This is a genomic window from Flavobacterium sp. ABG (assembly GCF_001027725.1).
GTDB lineage: Bacteria > Bacteroidota > Bacteroidia > Flavobacteriales > Flavobacteriaceae > Flavobacterium > Flavobacterium cupriresistens.
On record NZ_LEKS01000002.1, the window covers coordinates 288,589 to 314,515 of the forward strand.

At 34.5% G+C, this 25,927-nt stretch carries 30 protein-coding genes; 29 read left to right on the forward strand and 1 reads right to left on the reverse strand.

From position 1 onward, the window contains the following. Positions 1-9 precede the first annotated feature (9 nt). The 13 genes from AB674_RS02510 (at position 10) to AB674_RS02570 (ending at position 11,454) form a co-directional block, all read left to right on the forward strand. Positions 10-1,329 (forward strand): RagB/SusD family nutrient uptake outer membrane protein, encoded by a 1,320-nt coding sequence (locus AB674_RS02510; protein ID WP_047773560.1) that lies wholly within the window; start codon positions 10-12, stop codon positions 1,327-1,329. Between the two features lie 240 nt (positions 1,330-1,569). After that, positions 1,570-2,334 carry a LytR/AlgR family response regulator transcription factor gene (locus AB674_RS02515; protein ID WP_047773561.1) on the forward strand — a complete coding sequence of 255 codons (765 nt, stop codon included), beginning with the start codon at positions 1,570-1,572 and terminating at the stop codon, positions 2,332-2,334. Positions 2,335-2,538: 204 nt separating this feature from the next. Next, complete coding sequence (locus AB674_RS02520) at positions 2,539-3,123, forward strand: NUMOD4 domain-containing protein (RefSeq protein WP_047773783.1); 585 nt, start codon at positions 2,539-2,541, stop codon at positions 3,121-3,123. 343 nt (positions 3,124-3,466) lie between these two features. Next, positions 3,467-4,855: a dihydrolipoyl dehydrogenase gene (gene lpdA / locus AB674_RS02525; protein ID WP_047773563.1), complete on the forward strand. Its 1,389-nt coding sequence runs from the start codon at positions 3,467-3,469 to the stop codon at positions 4,853-4,855. Between the two features lie 359 nt (positions 4,856-5,214). Next, a complete protein-coding gene (locus AB674_RS02530; RefSeq protein ID WP_131701508.1) occupies positions 5,215-5,712 on the forward strand; it encodes a hypothetical protein in 498 nt (165 codons plus the stop codon). 62 nt (positions 5,713-5,774) lie between these two features. Then, the gene (locus tag AB674_RS02535) at positions 5,775-6,506 is read left to right on the forward strand and encodes a helix-turn-helix domain-containing protein (protein ID WP_047773567.1); all 732 of its coding nucleotides are present in this window, start codon (positions 5,775-5,777) and stop codon (positions 6,504-6,506) included. Positions 6,507-6,562: 56 nt separating this feature from the next. Then, positions 6,563-6,970: a VOC family protein gene (locus AB674_RS02540; RefSeq protein WP_047773569.1), complete on the forward strand. Its 408-nt coding sequence runs from the start codon at positions 6,563-6,565 to the stop codon at positions 6,968-6,970. Positions 6,971-7,164: 194 nt separating this feature from the next. Continuing rightward, complete coding sequence (locus AB674_RS02545; protein WP_047773570.1) at positions 7,165-7,542, forward strand: DUF3703 domain-containing protein; 378 nt, start codon at positions 7,165-7,167, stop codon at positions 7,540-7,542. A 202-nt stretch (positions 7,543-7,744) separates the two neighbouring features. Next, the gene (locus AB674_RS02550) at positions 7,745-9,427 is read left to right on the forward strand and encodes a CocE/NonD family hydrolase (RefSeq protein ID WP_047773572.1); all 1,683 of its coding nucleotides are present in this window, start codon (positions 7,745-7,747) and stop codon (positions 9,425-9,427) included. 159 nt (positions 9,428-9,586) lie between these two features. Continuing rightward, the gene (locus AB674_RS02555) at positions 9,587-10,093 is read left to right on the forward strand and encodes a YegJ family protein (RefSeq protein WP_047773573.1); all 507 of its coding nucleotides are present in this window, start codon (positions 9,587-9,589) and stop codon (positions 10,091-10,093) included. Between the two features lie 38 nt (positions 10,094-10,131). Beyond that, a complete protein-coding gene (locus AB674_RS02560; RefSeq protein WP_047773575.1) occupies positions 10,132-10,533 on the forward strand; it encodes a DUF4288 domain-containing protein in 402 nt (133 codons plus the stop codon). 110 nt (positions 10,534-10,643) lie between these two features. Further along, on the forward strand, positions 10,644-11,087 hold the full coding sequence (locus AB674_RS02565; RefSeq protein ID WP_131701509.1) for a hypothetical protein: 444 nt from the start codon (positions 10,644-10,646) through the stop codon (positions 11,085-11,087). A gap of 49 nt (positions 11,088-11,136) precedes the next feature. Beyond that, positions 11,137-11,454 (forward strand): hypothetical protein, encoded by a 318-nt coding sequence (locus AB674_RS02570; protein WP_047773579.1) that lies wholly within the window; start codon positions 11,137-11,139, stop codon positions 11,452-11,454. Positions 11,455-11,503: 49 nt separating this feature from the next. On the opposite strand, the gene AB674_RS02575 is transcribed toward AB674_RS02570, so the two are convergent. Continuing rightward, positions 11,504-11,905, reverse strand: a complete 402-nt coding sequence (locus AB674_RS02575) for an NUDIX hydrolase (protein ID WP_047773580.1) — start codon at positions 11,903-11,905, stop codon at positions 11,504-11,506. Between the two features lie 345 nt (positions 11,906-12,250). Here AB674_RS02575 and AB674_RS02580 point away from each other — a divergent pair, with 345 nt between their 5' ends. From AB674_RS02580 to AB674_RS02655, 16 genes are all read left to right on the forward strand, one after another. Next, entirely contained in the window at positions 12,251-12,733 is a 483-nt protein-coding gene (locus AB674_RS02580; protein ID WP_047773581.1) for a TPM domain-containing protein, read from the forward strand. Between the two features lie 208 nt (positions 12,734-12,941). After that, positions 12,942-13,436: a TPM domain-containing protein gene (locus AB674_RS02585; protein WP_047773583.1), complete on the forward strand. Its 495-nt coding sequence runs from the start codon at positions 12,942-12,944 to the stop codon at positions 13,434-13,436. 136 nt (positions 13,437-13,572) lie between these two features. Beyond that, positions 13,573-14,109, forward strand: a complete 537-nt coding sequence (locus AB674_RS02590) for a YcxB family protein (RefSeq protein WP_047773584.1) — start codon at positions 13,573-13,575, stop codon at positions 14,107-14,109. Positions 14,110-14,395: 286 nt separating this feature from the next. Continuing rightward, on the forward strand, positions 14,396-16,303 hold the full coding sequence (locus tag AB674_RS02595; RefSeq protein WP_047773586.1) for an SPFH domain-containing protein: 1,908 nt from the start codon (positions 14,396-14,398) through the stop codon (positions 16,301-16,303). A gap of 534 nt (positions 16,304-16,837) precedes the next feature. Further along, on the forward strand, positions 16,838-17,323 hold the full coding sequence (locus AB674_RS02600) for an SRPBCC family protein (protein WP_047773587.1): 486 nt from the start codon (positions 16,838-16,840) through the stop codon (positions 17,321-17,323). Positions 17,324-17,452: 129 nt separating this feature from the next. Continuing rightward, on the forward strand, positions 17,453-17,821 hold the full coding sequence (locus AB674_RS02605; RefSeq protein WP_047773589.1) for a nuclear transport factor 2 family protein: 369 nt from the start codon (positions 17,453-17,455) through the stop codon (positions 17,819-17,821). A 115-nt stretch (positions 17,822-17,936) separates the two neighbouring features. Next, complete coding sequence (locus AB674_RS02610; protein ID WP_047773591.1) at positions 17,937-18,983, forward strand: serine hydrolase domain-containing protein; 1,047 nt, start codon at positions 17,937-17,939, stop codon at positions 18,981-18,983. A gap of 6 nt (positions 18,984-18,989) precedes the next feature. Next, a complete protein-coding gene (locus tag AB674_RS02615; protein WP_047773592.1) occupies positions 18,990-19,412 on the forward strand; it encodes a DUF1801 domain-containing protein in 423 nt (140 codons plus the stop codon). Between the two features lie 3 nt (positions 19,413-19,415). Beyond that, positions 19,416-20,516: an MBL fold metallo-hydrolase gene (locus AB674_RS02620; RefSeq protein WP_047773594.1), complete on the forward strand. Its 1,101-nt coding sequence runs from the start codon at positions 19,416-19,418 to the stop codon at positions 20,514-20,516. Between the two features lie 13 nt (positions 20,517-20,529). After that, entirely contained in the window at positions 20,530-21,057 is a 528-nt protein-coding gene (locus AB674_RS02625) for a GNAT family N-acetyltransferase (protein ID WP_047773596.1), read from the forward strand. Between the two features lie 58 nt (positions 21,058-21,115). After that, positions 21,116-22,240, forward strand: coding sequence for a lactonase family protein (locus AB674_RS02630; protein WP_047773598.1), 1,125 nt, complete (start codon positions 21,116-21,118; stop codon positions 22,238-22,240). A 19-nt stretch (positions 22,241-22,259) separates the two neighbouring features. Beyond that, on the forward strand, positions 22,260-22,787 hold the full coding sequence (locus tag AB674_RS02635) for a GNAT family N-acetyltransferase (RefSeq protein ID WP_047773784.1): 528 nt from the start codon (positions 22,260-22,262) through the stop codon (positions 22,785-22,787). Positions 22,788-22,798: 11 nt separating this feature from the next. Next, positions 22,799-23,380, forward strand: coding sequence for a TIGR00730 family Rossman fold protein (locus AB674_RS02640; protein WP_047773599.1), 582 nt, complete (start codon positions 22,799-22,801; stop codon positions 23,378-23,380). 337 nt (positions 23,381-23,717) lie between these two features. After that, positions 23,718-24,230: a DUF1772 domain-containing protein gene (locus tag AB674_RS02645; RefSeq protein WP_047773601.1), complete on the forward strand. Its 513-nt coding sequence runs from the start codon at positions 23,718-23,720 to the stop codon at positions 24,228-24,230. A gap of 135 nt (positions 24,231-24,365) precedes the next feature. Next, positions 24,366-24,833, forward strand: a complete 468-nt coding sequence (locus AB674_RS02650; protein WP_047773602.1) for an SRPBCC family protein — start codon at positions 24,366-24,368, stop codon at positions 24,831-24,833. Positions 24,834-25,535: 702 nt separating this feature from the next. Then, complete coding sequence (locus AB674_RS02655) at positions 25,536-25,904, forward strand: iron chaperone (protein ID WP_047773786.1); 369 nt, start codon at positions 25,536-25,538, stop codon at positions 25,902-25,904. Positions 25,905-25,927: the final 23 nt, after the last annotated feature.

A 25,927-nucleotide genomic window follows, 5' to 3' on the forward strand; every position in this document is an offset into this window, starting at 1 on the left:
AATTTAAAGATGAAAAAATTCTCAAAATATATAGCCCTTTTTGTTGCAGTACTTGCAATAACAAGCTGTGATAATTATCTCGATGTTACCCCTATGGGCCGAGTTATTCCGGAAACATTAGATCAATATCGTGCCCTTCTGACCAGAGGATACAACACTTACCCACAGCACAAATCATTAACTGCAGTTCGTACTGACGAATTAATTATGGATGAATTTGGAGATGAAATCAATCTCTACAAAGACATTTATAACTGGAACGATGCTAACCCGGATCGTTTTACACAAACTTTTCATTATCAGGATTTATATACTACTATTTTTTACACCAATGTAGTCATTAATGATGCATCCTCTAAGCTAGATAATTCTCCCGAAAAAAATCAATTAATAGGAGAAGCTTATGCTTTAAGAGCAATGGCATATTTTGATTTGATTAACCTTTTCGGAAAACCTTACAATCCTGCAACTGCTGCATCAGACAAAGGAGTTCCATTGGCGCTTGAAATTGACTTAGAGCAGGTTTACATACCTCAAAGTGTTGAAGTAATTTACAATCAAATTATTTCTGATACTGATAAAGCAGGGCAATTAATTAACAAAGACACTCAGGCAAAAGGTATTAATTACCGTTTTTCTAAAGTTGCTTTATATGCTTTCGAAAGCCGTCTTTATTTGTACATGCAACAATGGCAAAGATCTTTGGATGCTGCTAATAAAGCCTTGGTAATTAATAACAATCTTGTTGACTTAAAAGCAACTCCGGTTCTTCCAAATAAATACGATTCAAAAGAATCTATATTAGCTTTAGAAGAAGGATATATGACCGGTCTTCAACGTGCTACTTATGCTTCGACAGACTTACTGACAGCCTACAACAGAACAGCAGATTTACGTTTCCCTCTTTTGTTTGTAGCAAGCGGAAGTAAATTCAAAATTCAAAAAGGAGCCAATATCGACCAAAAATGTACTTTCAGAACCTCTGAATTGTATTTGACAAAAGCAGAGACTTTATTAAAATTAGACAAACTTGCCGATGCCAGAACAATTGTATTAAGCTTTATCAAAAACAGATATACTGCGGCTGGATACACACAACTTGAAAGTGCAATCAATACAATGAATGCTACAGATTTAAACACTTTAATTTTACAAGAAAGACAACGTGAGTTTGCTGTAGAAGGACAACGTTGGTTTGATTTGAGAAGAACCTCTCAAAAACAAATCGTTCACACTTTGCATGGTGAAACTCACACTCTAATACAAAACGATCCACGTTATACCATTCTTTTTCCGGCAAACGCGAGATTAAACAATCCCAATCTATAATGCCTATTTGTTTTCTAAAAAGTCCAGTTTCAAAGCTGGACTTTTTTTTTGCTCAAAACGGAAGAAATAAAAATATCCTTATCAATTTTTATCTTCCTGACAATAAAACAGAATCACTTAAAAATTTCGATAAAAAAACAATCCAATTTTATTAATTATTAAGCGTAACTAATATATTTGCAGAGCCAAATACCAGCTTCTTTGATACAGAAGCATCATTAACCTTACATTCAAAAGAAGATGAAAATTGCCATTGTTGAAGATGAGTATCTTGCATCGAGTTTTCTGAAATCTATTTTAGAGCAGCAAAATATTTTACAGATAACGGAAATCACTATTCTAAAATCCGTAAAAGAAGCCGTTCTTTTTTTTACCGGAAATCCTGTCGACCTGGCCTTTATGGACATTCATCTCGGCGACGGAAAAAGTCTTGAGATTTTCGAAAAAACCACGATCGCCTGCCCTGTTATTTTTGTTACCGCCTACGATTCTTATGCGATAACGGTCTTCAAACATTTTACAATCGACTATCTTCTGAAACCTTTTGAAGAGCAGGATTTATTGGAAGCACTCGAGAAGTTCAAAAAAATAAAAAACACTTTCAATAGCGATGCTACGATACAATCCCTTGTTGCTATCGAAAATCCTGAAACCAGTAAAGTACAGCGCCACTTTTTGGTCAATCACGGTTATAAACTTATTTCGATCAACGAAAATGATGTTACCTATTTTGTAGCCTCCGGTAAACATCTTTTTATTTATGCAAATTCGGGGAATAGTTATTTGTACAACAATACGCTTACCGATATAATTCACAATCTGGATCCGGTGATTTTCTTTAAAGTTAACCGCAAATACATCGTGAACAGAAACATTATAAAAGAAGTCATCAAACATTCTAATCAAAAAATAGAATTGAAACTTACGACTTCTCCCTTAGAAACTGATCCTATAATTATCAGCAAAAAAGAAATCAATAACTTTAAAAACTGGCTTGATCAATAAAACACTGCAAACCGTTTTTCTTAGAAAAAAAATGTAATTCAAATTCCGGCACCTCTAAGGCAAGTTCCAAATCCCAAAAAACTTCTTAAAAAAGTTAAATTAGCGTTATAGGAATCATAAAACTGAGCCTCAGAACCAGCAAAGTAGCTTTTCACTTTTCTTTATTATTTATATTTGAGACACAAAATTCAAATGAAAAAGAAAATGCCACAAATAAGATTTTATCCAAACGAAGAATTCAAAGAAATAGAAATAAACGCCTCATTACAACTTAGATATGCCATTTCGAACAGAGGCCGATTAATCAGCTTTATAGACGAAATGGAAAATGGTCGTCTCTTAAAAGGAGGCCTGAGTGACGGCTACCCTACTTTTAGATTTAAAGTCAAAAAAGACGACAAAATTATCAACAAATACCTGTTTTTGTATAAACTGGTTGCGCATTATTTCATTCCAAAAGAATCAGAAGAGCAAACCTATGTTTTGCACTTAGATTACAACAGAAGCAACGACGACAGCAATAATTTATGTTGGGCGACAAAACCCGAAATGATGGCACACAGTCGTAAAAGCCCACGTGTAATTCAGGCCAAAAAGAATCTGATCGAGCACAACTTAAAAGCCGATGGAAGAAAATTGACCACTACGAAAGTCATGTTAATCAAAAAAATTCTGGCCAGACCCGAGCAAAAAACACGTCTGAAAATGATCGCCAAACAATTTGGTGTAAGCGAAATGCAAATCAGAAGAATCGCCAGCGGCGAGAACTGGGGACATATTAAGGTCTAACTTTTCTATCTGTTTAGTGTGAAATGTAAAATATAAAAATGTGATACCCCCAACTGTCAGGCTGAGCGAAGTCGAAGACCTTTTAACCACAAAAGAGCTTCGACTCCGCTCAGCTTGGCAAACGGTACCGTTCAACATCTGATACTATACTGTACACAACTCCCCTTCATTAAGATTCCCATTTCACGTCAACCATTTCACAAATCACAATTCACATTTTACCTTTATAGTCCATTTTTTAAAATAAATCCTTAAATTCGCAATCACAAATAACAAAGAAATTGAAAATGAGTTTCGGATCTATAAAACTTCATTTTCGGTAGTACTATTAAAAGCAAAAAAAATGAAATACGACGTTATTGTTTTAGGAAGTGGTCCTGGTGGATATGTAACAGCTATTAGAGCTTCACAATTAGGTTTTAAAGTAGCGGTAGTTGAAAAAGAAAACTTAGGTGGTGTATGTTTAAACTGGGGATGTATCCCAACAAAAGCATTATTAAAATCGGCTCAGGTTTTTGATTATTTGAAACATGCTTCAGACTACGGATTAAAAGTTACTGAATTCGACAAAGACTTCCCGGCAGTGGTACAACGTAGCCGTAATGTTGCAGACGGAATGAGCAAAGGAGTTCAGTTTCTAATGAAAAAGAACAAAATTGACGTTATCGAAGGTTTTGGAAAACTAAAACCAGGAAAAAAACTGGACGTTACAGACAAAGACAATAAAGTTACCGAATATAGTGCAGATCACATTATCATTGCTACAGGAGCACGTTCTCGTGAGTTACCAAACTTACCACAAGATGGTGTAAAAGTAATTGGATACCGTCAGGCAATGACCTTACCAACACAACCAAAATCTATGATCATTGTAGGTTCAGGAGCCATTGGTGTTGAATTTGCACATTTCTACAACTCAATGGGAACAGATGTTACTATTGTAGAATTTATGCCAAATGTAGTACCGGTAGAAGACGAAGATATCTCAAAACAATTTGAAAGATCTTTGAAAAAAGCAGGTATCAAAGTAATGACTAATTCTTCTGTAGAAAAATTAGATACTACAGGTGCTGGTGTAAAAGCAACTGTAAAAACAGCTAAAGGAGAAGAAATCCTTGAAGCAGACATCGTACTTTCTGCAGTTGGAATCAAAACAAACATCGAAAACATCGGATTAGAAGAAGTTGGTATTGCTGTAGACCGTGATAAAATTCTGGTAAACGCTTACAACCAAACTAATATCCCAGGTTACTACGCAATTGGAGACGTTACTCCGGGACAAGCTTTAGCTCACGTAGCTTCTGCTGAAGGAATCAACTGTGTAGAGAAAATTGCAGGTTTACACGTAGACCCAATTGACTACGGAAACGTTCCGGGTTGTACTTACGCAACTCCAGAAATCGCTTCAGTTGGTTTGACTGAAAAACAAGCAAAAGAAAAAGGATACGAATTAAAAATTGGTAAATTCCCATTCTCAGCTTCAGGTAAAGCAAAAGCTTCCGGTAATTCAGACGGATTTGTAAAAGTAATCTTCGATGCTAAATACGGAGAATGGTTAGGATGTCACATGATTGGTGCCGGAGTTACAGATATGATTGCTGAGGCAGTTGTAGCCCGTAAACTGGAAACTACAGGTCACGAAATCTTAAAATCTATTCACCCTCACCCAACAATGAGTGAGGCTGTTATGGAAGCTGTTGCAGATGCATACGGCGAAGTAATTCACTTGTAAAAATACCCGCGTCAGGACGACGACGGTTATATATAATTTTCAATTAAAAATCCGATTTGTGTAAAGCAGATCGGATTTTTTTTCTGTCGTTTGTTTTAAACCGCAAGGGTCGCAAAGATTTTTTTGATATGCGAGCCTTTATAAAAACGCAAAGTTCGCAAAGCTTTGTCTAAAAAACTTTGCGAACTTTGCGTAAACCCCTGCGCACTTAGCAGTTAAAAAGATTCCTGTTAAGAAGACTTTGTAATTTCAAAATTTGTGTTTAACGGGAAAATATCGCACCTTTAATTTCCAGCCGTAACTAGCCTTAAAACAGTAACGATTAAATTGTTCGAGAATAAAAAAAATAATCTCAATAAATGAAAATTAAATATTCTATTTTATCAGGATTAATCTTTGCAATTATTATGTTTACTTACCTTGCGTACACTGTCAAAATAGACATTGCAATTATTGTTAGTGTCTTTATTTTAGTACTCTCACCTATTCTTTTTTACTTCAAAATATTTTCAAAAATTGATTTCTCAATTAAATTTCAAGAAATTGACAAACAACTCGTAATTTATCACGGAATGACAAATCATTTTAAAGATGGTATAGCAGTTGGAGGAACACTTTACCTAATGAGTGACAGGCTAATTTTTCAAACCAATTTAATAAACTACATAAAACGACATGAACAAATTATACTTCTAAATCAAATCGAAGCAGTTGAATTTGTTAAGACAATGGGTTTGGTAAGTAATGGAATACTCATAAAAAATAAAAATAGTCAAGAAGAACAATTTGTCGTTAACAAAAGAGAAGTTTGGAAAGAGCACATTGAAAAATATTTACTTTCGGATAGTAGGCATTAAAAAAAAATAGAGCGCTAACAACCGTTAGTAATCATCAACCCAAACTTAAACACAAAACCTCCGTGAGAAAGAATATAAAAATAGGATTTTCGGAGATTGGCGGAATCTACATTGGAGAAAACATTCAAACTGAGCAGCACTTGCATCATGCTATTACCATAGCCGTTTCGTTTTCAGAAAAATTTCACTTTGAATCCGGACAACAGAGTGTTTTTTGTTCAGGAATAATTATTCAACCCAATGCCATTCGAAAATTCATCAATCCGTATAAGAGTTATGTTGCTTTTATTCATATTGATCCGTTTTGTATTCAGGGATTCAATCTGACAGACAAAAGCGAAACTTTCAAAGAACTATCTCCTGCTCAAACACAAAACATCCTTGAAATCTTAAGGAACTGGTTTTCCGTCAATGAAAATAATGAGAAACTAACCGAGGAATTAATTGTCCAAATTGCTGCGAAAATCGGAATAATATCCAACACAGTTAAAATGGATTCACGAATTGTACAAGCTATTGATTTAATTCGGAAATCAGAAAAAAGTACTCTCAAGCATGTTGCAGCATCAAACAATTTATCTACTTACCGACTCTCCCATCTTTTTAAAGAACAAACCGGAATGTCGTTTAGAGAATTTGTATTGTATTCCAAATTGATAAAATCTTTAAAAGCGATATGCGACAATCAGAATTTCACACAATCTTCCTACTCAGGCGGGTTTTCTGATCAGGCACATTTTACAAGAACTTATTTTAAAGCTTTTGGCATTTTACCTTCGCGAAGTGTAAAATAGCAACTCCGTTCAATTTTTTGGTCTAACTAATGTCAATCTTTGGCAAAACATAAAATATGAAAACATTAGTTGCTTATTTCACCATTAAAGGCAGAACAGAAGAAGCCTTAGAATTTTACGAAGAATGCTTTAACGGAAAAACAACGTTTGTACAACGGTTCTCTGAAACACCTTATCAAGTTTCGGATATATACAAAAACAAAATTGCTCACGCCGAATTTAAAGCCGAAAATATTCATTTTTATATCTCAGACGGATTTGAAAAAGAAGATGTAAATTATGGAAATGGTATCGGAATGACTATAAATTTTGACAATCCCGTTGAACATAAATCGGTATTCGAAAAACTAAAAGTTGACGGGAATATTACTTCTGACTTTTTTGAAACGACCATCGAAACCAATTTGGTTTGTGTACTGGATAAGTTTGGAATACATTGGTATCTGAACTATATAAAGGTATAAATAATCTGTCACCAACAGCCACAGGATGAGATTGGAATTGCAATGAAATTAGCATTTTTATTCCTATATTCGTTGTAGCGAAAATATTCGGCTTCGAGATCTCCAACCTCGCCTGGTACTGAAACGAAAGTCGTACGCACTTATAAGCAACGAATATTACAGCTAATTATATCATTATTTGAAAAAGAAAAACCATGAAATTTAATACATTACTTCCAAAAGAATTAGCCCCCTATTATAATGAGGAATTAAAAAAATATCAAACTGAATATACTGCCAATAATTTAAAAGCTGCCTGGAATCATCTGGAAAGAGCCCATATTATAGGGCAAAAGTTTCCGATTTCGCATACTTATGTACACTGGAAGATGTTACAATTCGGATTCAAAATAAAAAGTAAAAAAGAAATTCTTGGGCAAATTCCTCGTCTGATCTTTGGTGGTGTAAAATCATTTGTAGGCAAAATTCCCACAGGAAATCCAGGAGGTGCCAATGTCCCTCCTTTAAAATCTTTTCCAATTGAAGAAGAAATAAAAAACATATTCCATAAAGCAGGTGTAAGCTATAATTGAGATTATATGGAGAAAAGATCATACAAAACCGTAGGTAAGATTAGCATTTTAGACTTAATCTGAAGAGAATTTTGTATTTCAAAAACTTGTTTTTAAAGTAAAATATCGCATCTTTAATCCCCAAAAGCACTAATTACCAAAACAGTAGCAACGGGTACACCCCACAACACGTTAAAATTGAGCAACCAAAAACATAAAATGAATGAGACATTTATTTTTAATCTTTTTACTTACACTGACAAGTTTAACAACAGTTTTTGCGCAACAAACCAATCCTGCTGACACTATATACCGTATTCAGGACAGCGTTTTAATACCTACAAAGAGCGGAATCTCGATCTCGGCAATTATAGTTCGTAAAAAAGCAAATGTTCAACCATTACCTGCGGTACTTTTTTACACAACCTATTATCAGGGAGCCGGTGACGCCATTCTTGGCAAAAGATCTGCCGACAAAGATTATGTCGGAATTGTCGCTTACGCCCGTGGTATCAGAGGCGACCTCAAGAACTATGTGCCCTACGAACACGAAGGAACGGACATCTATGACATTATAGATTGGATTAGTAAACAATCATGGTGTGATGGAAAAGTTGGAATGTTAGGAGGCAGTTATACCGGTTTTTCGCAATGGGCAACCGCAAAAAACATTCATCCCGCACTTAAAACCATTGTGCCACAAGTAGCAATAATGCCCGGTTTTGATGTGCCAATGGAGAATAATGTTCAAAGTAATATCGCATTAAACTGGCCCTATCAAAATATATACAAATCGCAGGGCATAAGCAAAAATTTGCCTTTTGAATGGTTTGAAAAAGGAAGTTCTTACAGGAGTTTAGACAGTTTAGCCGGGATTCCAAATCCTATGTTTCAAAAATGGCTGCGACATCCTGCTTATGATGCCTATTGGAAATCAGTAGTACCAACACCACAGGAATACGCTAAAATAAATATCCCCGTTTTATCTACAACCGGATATTATGATGGTGCTCAGATTAGTTCTTTACAATACTTCAAACGGCACAACCAATACAACAAAAATGCCAACCATTATCTTGTAATTGGTCCCTATGACCATTGGAGTGGACAACGAAAAGCAACTCCAAATCTAATGGGCTACGAAATAGACAACGTTGCCAACATTAGCATGGGGGATCTTGCTTATGAATGGCTTGATTATATTCTAAAAAACAAACCCAAACCCGATCTGTTAAAAGACAAAGTCAACTTTCAGTTAATGGGGAAAAACGAATGGAAACATGTTCCCTCATTAAATAAAATAAATAACGACACCCTAAAATTCTATCTCAATACTAAAACTTTGACAGCCAAAAAACCAAAACAGAAAGGTTTTGAAATCCAAACTGTTGATTTTAAAGATCGTGAAAATCAAAACAACTACTACACACCCAAAATTATTATTGATACACTGGATGTAAGCGGTGCTTTGGTTTTTAAAACAGACCCTTTTGAGAAAGAATTTTCAATAAATGGCTCCTTTCTTGGCAATCTTTATGCAACTATCAATAAAAAAGACATGGATGTTTCGTTGGCTTTATACGAGATACTCCCAAACGGAAAATATTTTTACTTAACGCGATATGTCGGCAGAGCCAGTTATGCAAAAGACAACGCTAAGCGACAATTGTTAGAACCCGGCAAAAAAGAAAGCATTCCTGTCAACAACACCCGATTTATAAGCAAGCAAATTAGTAAAGGTAGTCAGCTTTTAATCTTGGTAAACATCAACAAACACCCATTTGATATTATAAATTACGGCTCAGGAAAAGAAGTCGTAGACGAAAGTATAAAGGATGCTGGCGAACCGTTACAGATAAAATGGCATAACGACAGTTTTATAAAAATTCCGATATGGAAGAACTAATTCGACTAATATAAACTGACCGCAGTAACTAATGATCATTTAAAGTATTTTTGTTTTAAGCTCAATCTAAAATTACATTCTACTAAAAAAAAAGATAAATTTAATCCCCCTTCTTTACTATTAAAAATCACCAAACGACTAGACGTTACAAGCTATTTCATGAAAAATCTACAAATTAAGATACTTCTTTTATTTCTCACTTTTTGTATCATAACTTGTCATTCACAAAAGAAAATAGAAAGAGAAAATCAATCAACAATTTATAAAGTCACAGAAGATGATATAGAAATGAACAAAGCTATTGAGAAAGCAAAACAAACTCTTGATAGTTTTGATTACGCTTTTAAAAACAATAACCGCATTTTTACTTTTTTTGGTTTAAAAAAGAGGTTTGAAGAAAATGGAAAAATAGAACATATTTGGATCGGGAATATTCAAAAATTTGAAAACGGAAAATATATTGGCGTAATTGACAATTTTCCGGAAATAATAAAAGGTATAAAACTTCTTGACACTGTAGAAATAGAAAAAAAAGATATTAGTGATTGGATGTATATACAAAACTCTGAATTACGCGGAGGGTATACGCTTAGGCTTTTAAGAGATCGTATGACAGTAGAAGAAAGGAAGAAATTTGATGCTCAAAGTAGAATAAAAATAAAATAAAAACCTTATTTTTAAATTCATAAAAAGGTAAGTCTAAAATGAGTGCAAACGAAAAAATATCCAACAAGAAAGGAAATTGGTATATCGCAGAAATTATTGAAAAACGAGAGCCTTTTAACAATAACAAAGAAAATGATTTGCGACGGGTTGTAACTTGGGGGAACTTCCACTTAATAAAAGCCGAAAGTCCAAAATTAGCTTATGAAAAAGCTGTTAAAATAGGAAAAGATGGTGAAATTAATTTTACCAATTCTGACAACGTTGAAATGGAATATACTTTTGTCGGAATTGCTGATTTGATTCCAATCTATGAGGACAATATTGAAGACGGAAGTGAACTAATGTGGACAAACTATGGATCAATAAGCAATCGAAAATCAGAAAAGTTTGTACGCACCGAGGAAGATATTTTACAAAATATAAAGTTAAAGAAAGATTAAAAATATCTCTTTAATCTGGTTGGGATTTTAAAGGATTAGTATTTTTTCATAAAATAAAAAGCCAAAAAAAACAGATTAACAATTACTAAAAAAATAACCCCTCCTGAAAAATGCCCCCAATAAAAAAAATAATTTACTCCTTCCTCTTTCTTTTCAGTTTATCATTGATCGGACAAAACAACGATTCCAAAAAAGACTACAGAATTGAAATAATGACCATTGAGAAAAAGACAAAAGACACTATAATAGGATCATTTTTCGAAATATACTCCGGTAATAAAAGAATCAAAGCAGAATGTTGCACCAATTTTGATGGCATTGACATTTTCACTCTTAATCCAAAAGACATCGTCAAGAATCGTATTGACATAAAAGTTTATGGTCTAAAGTGTAAACCTTATAAAAAGAAGTTTTCAATTAAAGACGATCTGAAAACCACAATTTACCTCAAATACGGAAAAACCGATTACAACAATCCCAAAGAAGACTTTGACAGGATGTACAAAAAGTTAAAGATACAACCCGAACCTATTGAATGTGGGACAGTTGAATAAAACAAAATCAAACTCCTCTCTTTTTTTATAGTTTTCAAAACCCTTTATAATGAAATACAGAAAGTACATCGCAACGACATTTTTATTTGTTTTTCTCTATCTGTTCTTCACTTCCACTTTCTTGGAAAATCTCTGGGGATGCCTAATTGATCCCAATTACTACATCCCAAAACAATCCAATGTGTTTGTTTTTAATAGTATAGTTATGGAAAACGGTTCTAGTGATGCATGGATTTATGGAGAAGACGACACTAATTATTACTATAATGCAGGAATTAAAAAAGAAGAAATAATTGCGATCTCTAAGGAACAATCCAAAAAATGCCTGGATTTTAATCTCCGAAATATCAATTCTTGGTGTTTATAACCCATTGTTGTTGTAGAGATGCACAGTAGAGATGCACAGCAGTGCATCTCTATTTAATTATATTTTTCTCATATAATTCATCAAATATCAACTGATCAACCAATGAGGAATTTGCCTTGTCTTTAAATTCTAACCAAGCAAAACTTTCAATTTCATTACTGGCTTTCAATTCACCAACATAGTCAGCGAAATAACAAATCATACGTACATTTACACCTTCCGGATGTCCGTGTGCAGGCGCTTCAAAAGTGCCAAAAAACTGAATAGTATCATCATTCAATGTAACATTAAGTTCTTCTTCAATCTCTCTTTTTAAACAATCGATATCTGATTCGTTAGGTTCTCTCTTTCCACCAGGGAAAAAAAATGCGTTTTTATTCTTTGAGAGGGTACTCAAAACTTTGTGATCATTTACGTGAATCAAAGCCACTTTATCAATAAAATCAGGCATACTATAAAATTAAATTTGACCTCAAATATACTATTAATTAAAAAAAATGCTAAAAGAGAGCCGGTATTTTAATACGATTTATTTTTCTTTTTTCGTTCGCTCGATTTCTATGATTCCATTTACTTCTATCACAATCTTCTTTGAAGTTTGTTGCTCCTTTTTTCTAATACCAGTCCTGCTCTGCGAAATCAACGAAGAAGAAATAATTGTTGCATCTCAAAAAAAAATACTCCGATTTTAGTGCCTCATAAAAAATCGAATATAAATTAATTTTTAACAGTTATTGACAGACCTAATTACAATAATAAAATGCTAATTTTGCGGCACCCAAATTAACTACACCTCATGAAAAAAATTTTAATTCTTGTAATTTTTTTAGTTTTCCCTTATGTTCTGTTTTCTCAGACGAAAACGCAAAATGTTTTTGCAAAATCATACAATTATGTAAACGACTTTGAAAAAATTTTGACTCCAAAACAAATAGAAAATCTCAATAACGTTCTAAAAAAAGGGGAAACAAAATCAACTCATAAAATTATAATTGTAACCACTTCTTCCCTAAACCCTTACTCAAACATCTCCGATTATACGTTGGATTTAGACAAATATCTAATCAATGACTTAAAGGTAAATGCTTCGATTTTAATTATCATGAGTGAAAAATTGAGACAAATGCGAATTCAGGGTGTTAACAAACTACACAGCAAAATTTCCGACAAAGAAATAGAAGAAATCGCAGCCAATTTTGTAGTTCCGGAATTAAAAAAGGGAAATTATTACAAAGGTCTGGAAGATGGCATAGCACAAATATTAAAAAAAATAGAATAAACTTACTTCAATTACAGAACTATACCTCTATAAATTGCATGTATTTTTCAATTCAAAAAATCCGGTCTGTCTTCACAAACCGGATTTTTTTTTGATTCTATTAAATCTTCCTAAAAAACAACAAATAGTAACGATTTGGTATCAAATTGCAACTTGATATCTAATAATAATATCCTACTTTTACGACTCCCAAAAACCAAATCTACCCATGAAAAAAATATTTTTCATCATTACACTTTCTGTAATTTTTTTCAACAATTCATTGGCTCAGTCAAAAACAGAAGCGCAAGATATCTTCGCAAAATCCTATGATTATGTAAATGACTTCGAAAAAATTCTGACTTCAAAACAAGTAGAAACTTTAAAAGAAGCCTTAAAATCCTGTGACACAAAAACAAACAATAAAATACTGATTATAACCACTCCTACATTAGGTTCTTACACAGAACTTGCCGATTATTCTTTAGAACTCGACAAATATTTGAATGCCGATTTAAAGATAGATGCTTCTATTTTGCTCGTAATAAGCAAACAATTGAGACAAATACAAATTCGCGGAGTAGAAAAGTTACGCAACAAACTTAGTGACAAAGAAGTAGAAATAATCCTCTCTACTTTTGTCATTCCTGAACTAAAAAAAGGAGACTATTTTAAAGGACTGCAAGAAGGAACAATTCAGATTATAAAAAAACTGGAATTATAACCCGTTAACGGTAAAACACTGAAATCAAAAACTGATTAGTTAAAATCCGATTTATCAATGCAAATTGAATCCTTATTATGAGCGTATTGTTTACATCATAAAAAATCGACATCAATAAAATACTCTTCCATAAAAAATGACATTAACGTACGAATTAAACTATTCAGACTTACTAGTAAATCAATTATACCTTGCTTCTGAATCAAAAAACATTAAGAGAAAAAGAAGAAACGAACGAATTAGAATTCCAATACTATATTTAATACTTGCATTGTATTTTATTCTGCATAAAGGCAATTTTTTCGCTGGAATTCTACTAATTCTTTTCGGAATTATCTGGTTTTCTTTCTACCCGTATTATTCAAAAAGAAGATATAAAAAACATTATGTAAATCACATAAATGAACATTATAAAAACAGTGTAAATCGTACTTCCGAAATTACGTTTACGGAAGATTATATTTACGGTAAAGATGAAACAAGCGAAACAAAAATAAATTCAAACGAAGTCGAAAAACTCATCGAACTTAAAGACCATTTTTTAATACGATTAAAAACAGATCTCTCCATAATAATACCTCGAAAAGCAATAAATCATACAGAAGAATTTAAAACCATACTAATAGAATACAAAGCAGTGTATGTAGACAAAGTAAATTGGGAATGGCAATAAATACTCTTATCCCTCTTTTTCTATATTCTTAAATCAAGTACGTTTTAAAACTCCTTCCCCAACCACATCCAAAATAAAACAATTTCCCTTTTAAATTGTTAAAATCCAAAATACCAATCATAGTTGACACAGCAAAAAATCGTGTCACAAATTGACAATTCCAACGATATAAAATCAGTCTTTTTTTAACTTTTTTAAGTAACAGTTATCAAATGTTAATTTTAAAAATATTTCATTTTAACAGGAAACATTTGCAGTACGTTTGTAGTATAAACTATAAATAATTATGACTGAAATTACTTCTTATTGGTGGATTTTACTACTTGTACTTTCCATCTTATTTTACAAATTTGTGCTTCGCGTTTTCTTCGGAATGGTGATTGTTCCGGAAGATAAAATTGGTCTTGTAACCAAGAAATTTGTTTTGTTTGGTGCCGACAAATCACTTCCCGATGGTAGAATTATTGCCACAAAAGGAGAAGCCGGTTACCAAGCGCAGGCCTTAGCTCCCGGATTGTATTGGGGAATGTGGATTTGGCAATACATAGTAGACATGACAAGCTTTACTTTGATTCCCGAAGGCAAAATCGGACTCGTTTTAAGTAAAGACGGAAAAGAAATCCCTACCGGACGAATTCTAGCCCGAAAAGTAGACAGCGACAACTTTCAGGATGCTACTGCTTTCTTAAACAACGGAGGACAAAAAGGACGTCAGACTGCCTTTATTACAACAGGATCTTATCGTATCAATACGTTCCTGTTTGAGATTGTTATTGCAGATCAAATTAAGATTTACGAAAACATGATCGGAATCGTAACGGCTCTTGATGGCGAACCAATTCCGCAAGGACAAATTGCAGGTAAATCTATCGAAGGGCACAATAACTTTCAGGATTTTGACCAGTTCCTTGACAAAGGCGGAAATCGTGGTTTGCAACCTCAGGTCATGCTTGCCGGTTCGTATTACATCAATACCTGGGGAGTTCTAATTGAACAAAACCCAATGACAGATGTGCCAATCGGTTATGTTGGTGTTATAATCTCCTATATAGGTGAAGACGGACAAGACGTAACAGGCGACACTTTCAAACACGGAAATATTGTTTCCAAAGGACAACGTGGTGTTTGGATGGAACCTCTTGGTCCCGGAAAATATGCACTTAATAAATACACCACAAAACTGGAAGCTGTTCCGACCACTAACCTGGTTTTAAACTGGGCAAATGCACGAAGCGAATCTCATAATTTAGATAAAAACTTATCTACAATTACAGTACGTTCAAAAGATGGTTTCCCGTTTAATTTGGATGTTGCACAAATTATTCACGTACCGGCCAATGAAGCACCAAAAGTTATTGCCCGTTTCGGAAGCATGAACAATCTGGTTTCTCAGGTATTAGAGCCAACGATTGGTAACTATTTTAGAAACTCTGCTCAGGATAGTGATGTAATTTCGTTTTTATCGACCAGAAAAGAGCGTCAGGAATCTGCTAAAAACCATATCAAACTGGTATTAGATGAATACAATGTAAACGCTGTTGACACTTTAATTGGAGACATCGTACCACCAGACTCTCTGATGAAAACGCTAACCGACAGAAAATTGGCCGAAGAAGAGCAAAAAACCTATCAAACCCAAAGAATGGCACAGGAACAACGTCAGGGAATGGAGAAAGAAACGGCAATTGCCGACATGCAAAAAGAAATTGTTCGCGCTTCACAAAGTGTTGAAATTGCACAACGTACAGCAGATGCAACTGTTAAGAAAGCGGAAGGTGATGCAACCAGTTTAAAATTAAATGTAAATGCAGAAGCAGAAGCTACAAAAATGCGTGCCAATGCAGAAGCAGAAGCAACCAAAGCCAGAGCCGGAGCGCAAGCCGAAGCTACAAAACTGACAGCAAGTGCTGAAGCTGAAAGAATCTCAAAAACCGGTTTGGCCGAAGCAGAGAAAATTATGGCCGTTGGTAAATCAACAGCCGAATCGTATCAATTACAAGTTGCCGCAATGGGTGGTGATAATTTTACCAAATACAAAGTAACCGAAGAGATTGGTAAAGGAAACATCAAAGTAATTCCGGATGTTTTAATTACAGGAAACGGTGGTTCCGATGGTTCTATAAGTGGCCTGCTTGGCTTAAAACTAATGGAAATGATGGACACCGAAAAAAATGTAAAAAGTCCTAAAAAATAATTGATTTCAATTTTATTATTAAATCCGATTTGTGAGAACAAGTCGGATTTTTTTTATAATACAATTAATCAAATCGAACTTTACTATTTTTTACTAAAATCAATATATTATATCTTCATATGTTTACTCTTACTTTGAATGAAAGCTACGAAAGACTTTCTAAATAAGTCATTTACTTTGTCAAATCATTGCGGGCACGAGCGGGACGCTCGCGCTAGCATCATAAATTAAATTAGTAAATCTTAAACTTCTACTAACTCATCGCTGGCGCGAGCGTCCCGCTCGTGAATCTACACCCAGTAAGTTCTAGTTATAAATACCTTTGTATACTCAAACTAGACAAAACATCTCATACCCAACAAGTTTTATACTCATTATTGCATTTCTAAGCAACAAAAAAGAACAAAAAATCTAAAATCTTCCCCCAACAGGATGCAACTTGTCCGATTCTCTCCTCAAAATTGTCTTTTCACACCCCTAACGTATTGATATTTAGAACGTACATTTGTTATACTAATTTCTAAATCATACCAAATGGACACGCAAGATTTTACCACAACCCTAATAACTAATCATTCTCCGGAAGACGTTTTTAATGCCATTACGAATGTTCGCGGCTGGTGGTCGGAAGAGATCGAAGGAAATACAGCAAAACTAAATGATGAATTTAACTACCATTACGAAGACGTGCATCACTGTAAAATAAAATTGACAGAAGTAATCCCGAATCAAAAAATTGTCTGGTTGATAGAAGAAAACTATTTCAAATTTACAGCAGACGAAAAAGAATGGACCGGTACAAAACCTACTTTTGAGATCACAGAGAACGATGGCCAAACAGCGTTGCGATTTACTCATATTGGTTTGGTTCCTGATTATGAATGTTTTGAAATTTGTAGAGACTCCTGGACAAATTACATTCAAAACAGTCTAAAAAAACTAATTACAACCGGAAAAGGCCAGCCAAACGGCAAGGACAAACCACAAACCGAAAACGAAAAGAGATTGTCGGAAAAGTGATTAAATACCAACAAACTGCACTTTTATAAATTCATGACTTCATCAGATTAGAAAGTTAATAAAGCGATAATTTTTTAAATTCATAAACAGTTATTTCATAACTTAGTTAGCTTTTTAATCTTTGAAATCATGACTAAGAAATATATTGCAAAAGACTTTTTAAAACTTGCTGCAAAAGGGCATTCGCATGAAGCATTTCGCCTGTATGTCAGTAAGGATTTTAAGCATCATAATGTTTATTTTAAAGGGGATGCCAATACACTGATGCTGGCAATGGAAGAATCCTCCAGACAGAATCCGAATAAAACTATTGAAATTCATCACGCAATAGCAGATAAAGATTTGGTTGCCGTACATTCACATGTCAAACAAAATGCCAATGATTCGGGTGTGGCCGTAGTTCATATCTTTAGATTTGAGTCCGGAAAAATAGTAGAACTTTGGGATCTGGGACAAAGTGTTCCCGCCAAAATGATCAATGAAAATGGAATGTTTTGAAAAAAATGTGAGTTGTAAAATGTAATCTGAGAATGAAAACTGAAACTGAAAACTGAGACTGAGACTAAAAACTAAAACCGCGACTAAAAAAACAAAAAAAGACCAAAAATACCAAATGACCACACTTCTACGAACTTCTATTTTAGTATCCGTTCTGTTACTACTTTCAAGCAGCCCTTCCTTTTCGCAAAAAAAAGACCACTTATACACCCAAATAGACAGTTTAATTAAAGTTAGCGATCCTAAATTTAATGGTGTACTTCTTATTTCAAAAAAAGGAAAAACAGTTTATACTAAAGCACTGGGTTCTGCTGATTTTGATAAAAAGATTCCATTGACAGTCAACAGCCAATTTGAAATCATGTCAAACAGCAAGCAAATCACGGCTGTTTTGATTTTAAAAGAAGTTGAAAAAGGACGTATTGATTTACAGGCACCTATTAAAAAATATCTTCCGCATCTCACACAAACCTGGGCCGATTCTGTTACAGTTCATCAGTTATTAAATCATACCCACGGAATTATCGATTTACAAAAACCACTACTTTTTAAACCCGGAACCGATTTTAAATATGGTGATTTAAGTTTTTCTTTACTGGGTCAAATTGTTGCCTTTAGTACCCAAAAAAAATATCCGGAAGTAGCAGCTGATTTGTTTAAAAAATTAAGTATGAAAAACACTTACTGTTATTCTAAAGACAAAACAGCACAATTGGTTTTGGGCTATATTAATGACAAAAATGTTTTTACAAAAAATGATAAGTCCGGAATAACCTCCGAAACCGTTTCTGCTAATGGGATTATATCAACGGTTACCGATTTAGCAATTTGGAACAATAATCTCCATAAAGGAAAAATCCTGAAACCCGCGACCTACCAATTGATGCTTCGCTATACTATCAAGGCGCAACACAATCTTTTTGGGAAAGAAAAAGAAGGCTATGGGTATGGACTACGAATCGTCGATCAGGGAAATCTAAAATATATGGGCCATTCCGGGCTGGGCGATGGCTTTTCTTCCGTAAATTTATACTTCCCGAAAAGTGATGTCAGTTTGATCGTTTTAGAAAATCAGATGAATACAAATTCTGAATTGTTTTACCAAACCGAAATCAAAATCAAGGGGCTTTTATTAAAAAGTGATTTATTAAATAAAAAATAATCTGTCATGGCTGTAAACAAAACAATAGAAACGGAAGGCAGTGTTAACGATTTCATTAACGCTGTTGAAGACAGTACGAAACGAAACGACTCGTTTGAACTTGTTAAATTAATGCAGGAACAAACCGGTTTTGAAGCCAAAATGTGGGGACCTGCCATTATTGGTTTTGGAAGCTACCATTACAAATATGCCAGCGGTCGTGAAGGCGATGCCCCACTTGTCGGATTTTCACCAAGAAAAGAAGCAATTTCTCTTTATTGTTATGTTACATCTGAAAACAGAGAAGAACTTCTTTCTAAATTTGGAAAACATAAATCCGGAAAAGGCTGCATTTACATCAAAAAACTAACCGATATTGATGTTGAAGTGCTCAAAAAAATGATTTCCCTTTCGGTTGAAAACTTAAATGAATTATACCCACCAAAATAAACCATGACAATAACTTTTATACTACTGCTTGTACTTTTAGCCGTTTATCTTTTTTTACAGGATGCCCGATTTGGTAAAGCTCCTACTGGCGAAAGACTTGCATTAATTGAAAAATCTCCGAATTATAAAAACGGAAAGTTTGAAAACGAACATTTTACGCCGGACCTTACGGAAGGATACACGATGACGGGAGTGTTGTTTGAGTTTTTATTCAAAAAAAAGCAACACCGAATTCCTGCTGATTTAATTCCTTCGATAAAAACAAATTTGTTAAACCTACCTACCGATAAAGACATTTTAGTCTGGTTTGGACATTCTTCTTATTTTATTCAGATTGAAGGAAAGCGAATTTTAGTCGATCCTGTTTTTAGCGGTAACGCCTCCCCTATTGCCGGCACTACGAAGGCATTTAAAGGAACCGATATCTATACCGTTGATGATCTTCCTGAAATTGACTACTTATTGATTACACACGATCACTATGACCACTTGGATTATAAAACAATTCTTAAACTAAAGCCCAAAACAAAGCAAATTGTCTGTGGTCTCGGTGTAGGTTCCCACTTTGAATTTTGGGGATTTTCATCCGATAGCATTATTGAAAAAGACTGGCATGAAAAAATAGAGCTTGACGCCAATATTACACTTTATACAGCACCAACAAGACATTTTTCCGGTCGTGCTTTCAAACGTTGCAATACACTATGGCTCTCTTTTATTTTACAAACCCCAACCTATAAAATGTACTTGGGAGGAGACAGCGGTTACGATACTCATTTTGCTGCTATTGGAGAGAAATATGGCCCCTTTGATCTTGCTTTGGTTGATAATGGTCAATACGACATCAAATGGAAATACATTCACAACCTGCCGGAAAATGTAATTCAAGCCGCAAAAGATCTAAAAACGAAACGATTATTTCCGGTTCATTCTTCAAAATTCCCTTTGGCCAATCATGCCTGGGATGAGCCTTTGAAAAGAGTAACCCAATTAAATCAAAACGAAACAAATCCGATTCCGCTAATTACGCCAATGATTGGTGAATTAGTTGAACTAAAAAATGAAGAACAGGAATTCCGTCAATGGTGGGAAAATGTGAAATAAAAAAGTACCGAATATGAATCCCTCAGCCTATACAATTCGAAATGCCGATCCTTCAGAATTCAACAAAATTGGAGAACTTCTTATTCTTGTTTATTCACAATTAGATGGCTTTCCAAAAGAAAATGAACAGCCCAATTATTATAAAATGTTAGCTAATATTGGCGATTTCACCAATCATCCCGGAACAGAACTTTTAGTTGCTGTAGATCATCAGGACACCATTATGGGTACTGTAGTTTATTTTAATGACATGAAATATTACGGCTCCGGTGGTATTGCAACTCAGGAACAAAATACGGCAGGTTTTAGATTATTGGCTGTAGATCACGCTGCCCGCGGAAAAGGAATTGGCAAATTACTGACTGAAGAATGTATTGGCAAAGCCAAAGCAAACCAACTGGATCAGCTTATTATTCACAGTACTTTGTCTATGAAAACAGCTTGGAAAATGTATGCAAATTTAGGTTTCAAACGATCTGAAGATTTGGATTTCATGCAGGGAGAACTCGCCGTTTTTGGATTTAGATATCCGTTAAAGTAAACACATTCTTCAAATAGTAAAAGCATATAAAAAGTAAAACAGCAATACATCAAAAAAATTGAAACAGACAATATCCATTTTCCTGATCACATTTTTATTAAGCATTTCTTTAAGCGCTCAAAATACCTACGTTTTTCTGGGTTCTTATAACAGAGACAAAACCGCAGCATCCATTCTCGTATACCAATTAGATACTGTAAAAGGAAAACTGACCCAAGTAGCGTCGGTCAAAAACCTCATTAACCCCTCGTTTTTAACGGTTTCTCCAAACGGAAAATATGTTTATGCCTGTACCGACAGTAAAACTCCAAATGCAGGAAGCGTAAGCAGTTTTGAATTCAATCCACAAAATAAGACACTTACTTTTTTAAATAAACAATCAAGTGGCGGCGAGAATCCGGTCTATGTTTCCGTTCATAAAAGTGGCAAATGGCTGGTAAACGGCAATTACACCGAAGGAAGCGTTTCCGTATATCCGTTATTGGAAAATGGAAAAATCGATTCGATAGCACAAAATTTTCAATATCAGGACGGAAGTGTAAACAAAGAAAGACAAACCCGCTCGCACATTCATTCGACAATATTTTCACCGCAGTACGACTATCTATTTCTGCCCGACTTAGGAGCCGATAAAATACGTTGTTATCAATTTGATGCCACACAAAAACAACCTTTAACAGCAACCGAAATTCCATTTATAAAAACAGATCCTGAAAGCGGACCACGTCATTTGACTTTTCATCCCAATCAAAAATTTGCGTATTGTATTGAAGAAATGTCAGGAACAATCAGTGCTTATGGTTATGAAAATGGGGTTCTGCAAAAAATACAGAAAGTAAATACACATTCCGACACCCTTACAGAAGGTTTCGAAAGTTCAGACATTCACATTTCACCTGACGGAAAATTTTTGTACGCTACAAACCGTGGAAAAGAAAACAATATTGCCATTTTTACTATTGATGAAAAAGGACTTTTAGCCAATATCGGTTATCAGTCGACCTTAGGAAAACATCCGAGAATTTTTGCGATAGATGAAACCGGAAAATTCTTAATCGCATCCAATGTGCTAACCGGAAATGTGGTCGTTTTTAAACGAAATCTAAAAACGGGATTGCTTAAAAAAACAGGAAAAGAAGTACAACTGGAAAATGTTTCCTGTGTTCAAATCAAAAAAATATAATTTAAAAACACCATTAAATATGAGTACATCACTTTTAAATTTACAGCCTGAAGTATTAGAAAACGAATTTGTAAAATTAGTTCCGTTACAGCAAACTGATTTTGAAGGTCTTTTTGAAGTAGCTTCTGATCCGTTAGTTTGGGAACAACATCCAAATAAAAACAGGTACGAGAGAGAAGTCTTTCAAAACTTTTTTGAAGGAGCAATGGAAAGCAAAGGCGCTTTTCTGATCCTTGATAAAAGTACAAACGAAATAGCCGGAAGCACCCGTTTTTATGAATATGAACCTGAAAATAAAAGTATTTTTATCGGTTATACTTTTTACGGAAGAAAATTTTGGGGAACAGGATTTAATTCCCATGTAAAAAAAATAATGCTCGACTATGCTTTTGATGCTGTTGATAAAGTTCAATTTCATGTTGGAGCAGAAAATTATCGTTCTCAAAAAGCAGTTGGAAAACTGGGAGCAACAAAAGTAGAAGAAATAGACGTTGCTTATTACAATGAACCATCTCGTCATAATTTTGTGTACGAGCTAAAAAAATAAACCAATACAAAATGAAAAGAATAAGCATTTTCTGCGGTTCCAGTTTTGGAACGGAAGCAATCTACCAAGAGCAAGCAACCTTGCTCGGGCAAACCTTAGCAAAACAAAATATAGAATTGGTTTACGGCGGTGCAGACGTAGGTTTAATGGGTGCTCTTGCTGACGGCGCTTTAAGTGAAGGCGGAAAAGTAATTGGAGTACTTCCCGGCTTTCTGCGTTCAAAAGAAATTGCACACAAAGGCCTAACCGAATTAATTTTGGTAGAAAGCATGCACGAAAGAAAAACCAAAATAAACGATTTATCAGACGGTGTCATAGCACTTCCGGGTGGTTTTGGAACACTTGACGAGCTTTTTGAAATGCTGACCTGGGCACAGTTAGGACTGCATAAAAAACCAATTGCAATCTTAAACATCAACGGCTATTATGATTCCTTGTTAGAACTTACACATACTATGGTTGAAAAAGGTTTTTTAAAAAATGTAAATCAGGAAATGCTTTTGGTAAGCGATTCTATTGATGATCTATTGGAAAAAATGAGGAATTACAGCCCGCCAACGGTTGGAAAATGGATTGATAAGGAAAAAGTGTAAATCTTTATTTGGTATAAAAGTAAGCAACTAATCTGGGGCTTACTTTGGTTACCCCACTGTAAAACATCAATTAAAATCAAGAATAACAGAAAGCTCTTGCGTAGCCTTCGACTTCGCTCAGGGTGACATTGAGCGACAAAATAATAGATTGGTAAGGTAACTGTGGTTTTAAGAAAGACAATCCATAATCTCACCTTTTACAAATATCATTTCACAATACCATTTTACAAACACCTTTTCACAAAAAAGTTCTTCTCAAACAAATCGTATTACTTTTCAAACAAGTCATGAATAATCAATATTTCTAATTTTACATTGTTAACCAAACGACATAAATATGGACACATTTATTATTGATACAAAAACCATTACACTTCTATTAGCCACTATATTTACGGGGCTTTTAGCGGGTATTTTCTTTACTTGGGCTAATGCCGTAACACCGGGAATCGGTAAACTTGATGATATAAATTATCTCAGAGCTTTTCAAAATATGAACCGTACGATTCAAAATCCGTTATTCTTTTTGATCTTTTTCGGTTCGATGTTGTTTTCTTTTATAGCAGCGTATTGCTATAAATCCAATAATGCTGTTTTTTGGATTGTTATTGCTGCAGCTCTTCTTTATTTTATTGGTGTTTTTCTTGTAACGATTCTGGGAAACATTCCGCTAAATGAAATGCTGGACAAAACCAACCTCGCCGCTATCACGCTCCAAGAAGCCACTATTTTGCGAGGTAAATTTGAAGCAAAATGGAATACCCTGCATCTTATCCGAGTTGTGACCTCCTTACTATCTTTTTTACTTTTAATTATTGGCTGTCTGTTAAAAAACAATACTGTTCATTAACTAAAAGCGAAACAATAATTTTTTATCTTAGAAGGTCTGAAAAAAAAGTTTCACGTTTCAAGTTTCAGGTTTCAGGTTACTGGCTATAAATTTCACGGCAGACATTTTACAATTCACATCTCACAACTATACGAAATGAAAACAGAAAACAACAAATTCGCAAAAGCCGAAATGCTAATAAGAAAACCTGTTTCAGAAGTTTTTCAGGCTTTTATAGATCCGGAAATCACAAGTAAATTTTGGTTTACCAAAGGCTCCGGAAAATTAGCAGAGTACCAGCCAATCGAATGGGTCTGGGAAATGTATGGTTTTTCGTTGACGGTTTTAACAAAGGTCATAGAAGAAAACAAAAAGATTGTCGTTGAATGGGGAAATACCGAAGAAACCACAACAGTAGAATGGATTTTTACCCCATTAAATAAAAATGAAACTTTTGTAAGCATTACAAATTCAGGTTTTGTTGGCGATACAGACAAAATAATAGATCAGGTTAGGAATTCAACAGAAGGCTTTACATTGGTGTTAGCCGGAGCCAAAGCATATCTAGAACATCAGATTCAATTGAATTTGGTTTTAGATCGTTTTCCTAAAGGGTTGGCTTGAGTGAGCTGTTTGTTGTGAAAATGTTTGTTGTGAAATGTATGTTGCGAAATGTAAAATATTTTACTTAGCATGTCATTTCGACTTTAGGAGAAATCACACCAGAAACTCCGTTTCTATTTTCCGCAATCTTGTCATACTGAGGAACGAAGTATCTCCGTTCGCTGAATCGATACCGTTGAGCTTCACTTTACGGATTATCACATGAAGATACTTCGTTCCTCAGTATGACAAACTGGGCGTAAGCTGCGTGTGGGATTTCTCGTACCTCGAAATGACAAAATTCAGACACCCTTGAAACCAGTAATCAGTAACCTGAAACTTGTAAAATGTAAAATGCAAAATATTTTACTTAGCATGTCATTTCGACTTTAGGAGAAATCACACCAGAAACTCCGTTTCTATTTTCCGCAATTTTGTCATACTGAGGAACGAAGTATCTCCGTTCGCTGAATCGATACCGTTGAGCTTCACTTTATGGATTATCTCATGAAGATACTTCGTTCCTCAGTATGACAAACTGGGCGTGAGCTGCGTGTGGGATTTCTCGTACCTCGAAATGACAAAATTCAGACACCCTTGTAACCAGTAACCAGTAACTTGAAACTTGTAAAATGCGAAACATAAAACATTTAAAAACGAAAAATGTAAAATGTGAAACGTGTAACCTGAAACATGAAACCTAAAACCCGAAACCTAAAACCAATGAACATCAAAAAACCCACCACCATAAACGAATACATCGGTTCTTTCCCAAACGACGTACAGGAAATTTTAGAAGAAATACGAATGACGATTCAGAAAGCGGCTCCTGATGCCAAGGAAAAAATCAGCTACTCCATGCCTGCTTTTGATCAAAATGGGATCGTTGTTTATTTTGCTGCTTTCAAAAACCATATTGGTTTATATGCTTTACCAAGTGGACATGAAACTTTTAAGGAAGAACTTTCAAAATACAAATCCGGAAAAGGATCTGTCCAATTTCCTTTAAACGAACCGATGCCTTTTGCTCTGATAACTAAAATTGTAAAATTCAGAGTAAAAGAAAATTTAGAGAAAAAAGTAAAAATATAAAGTATGGAAATACACTCCATATC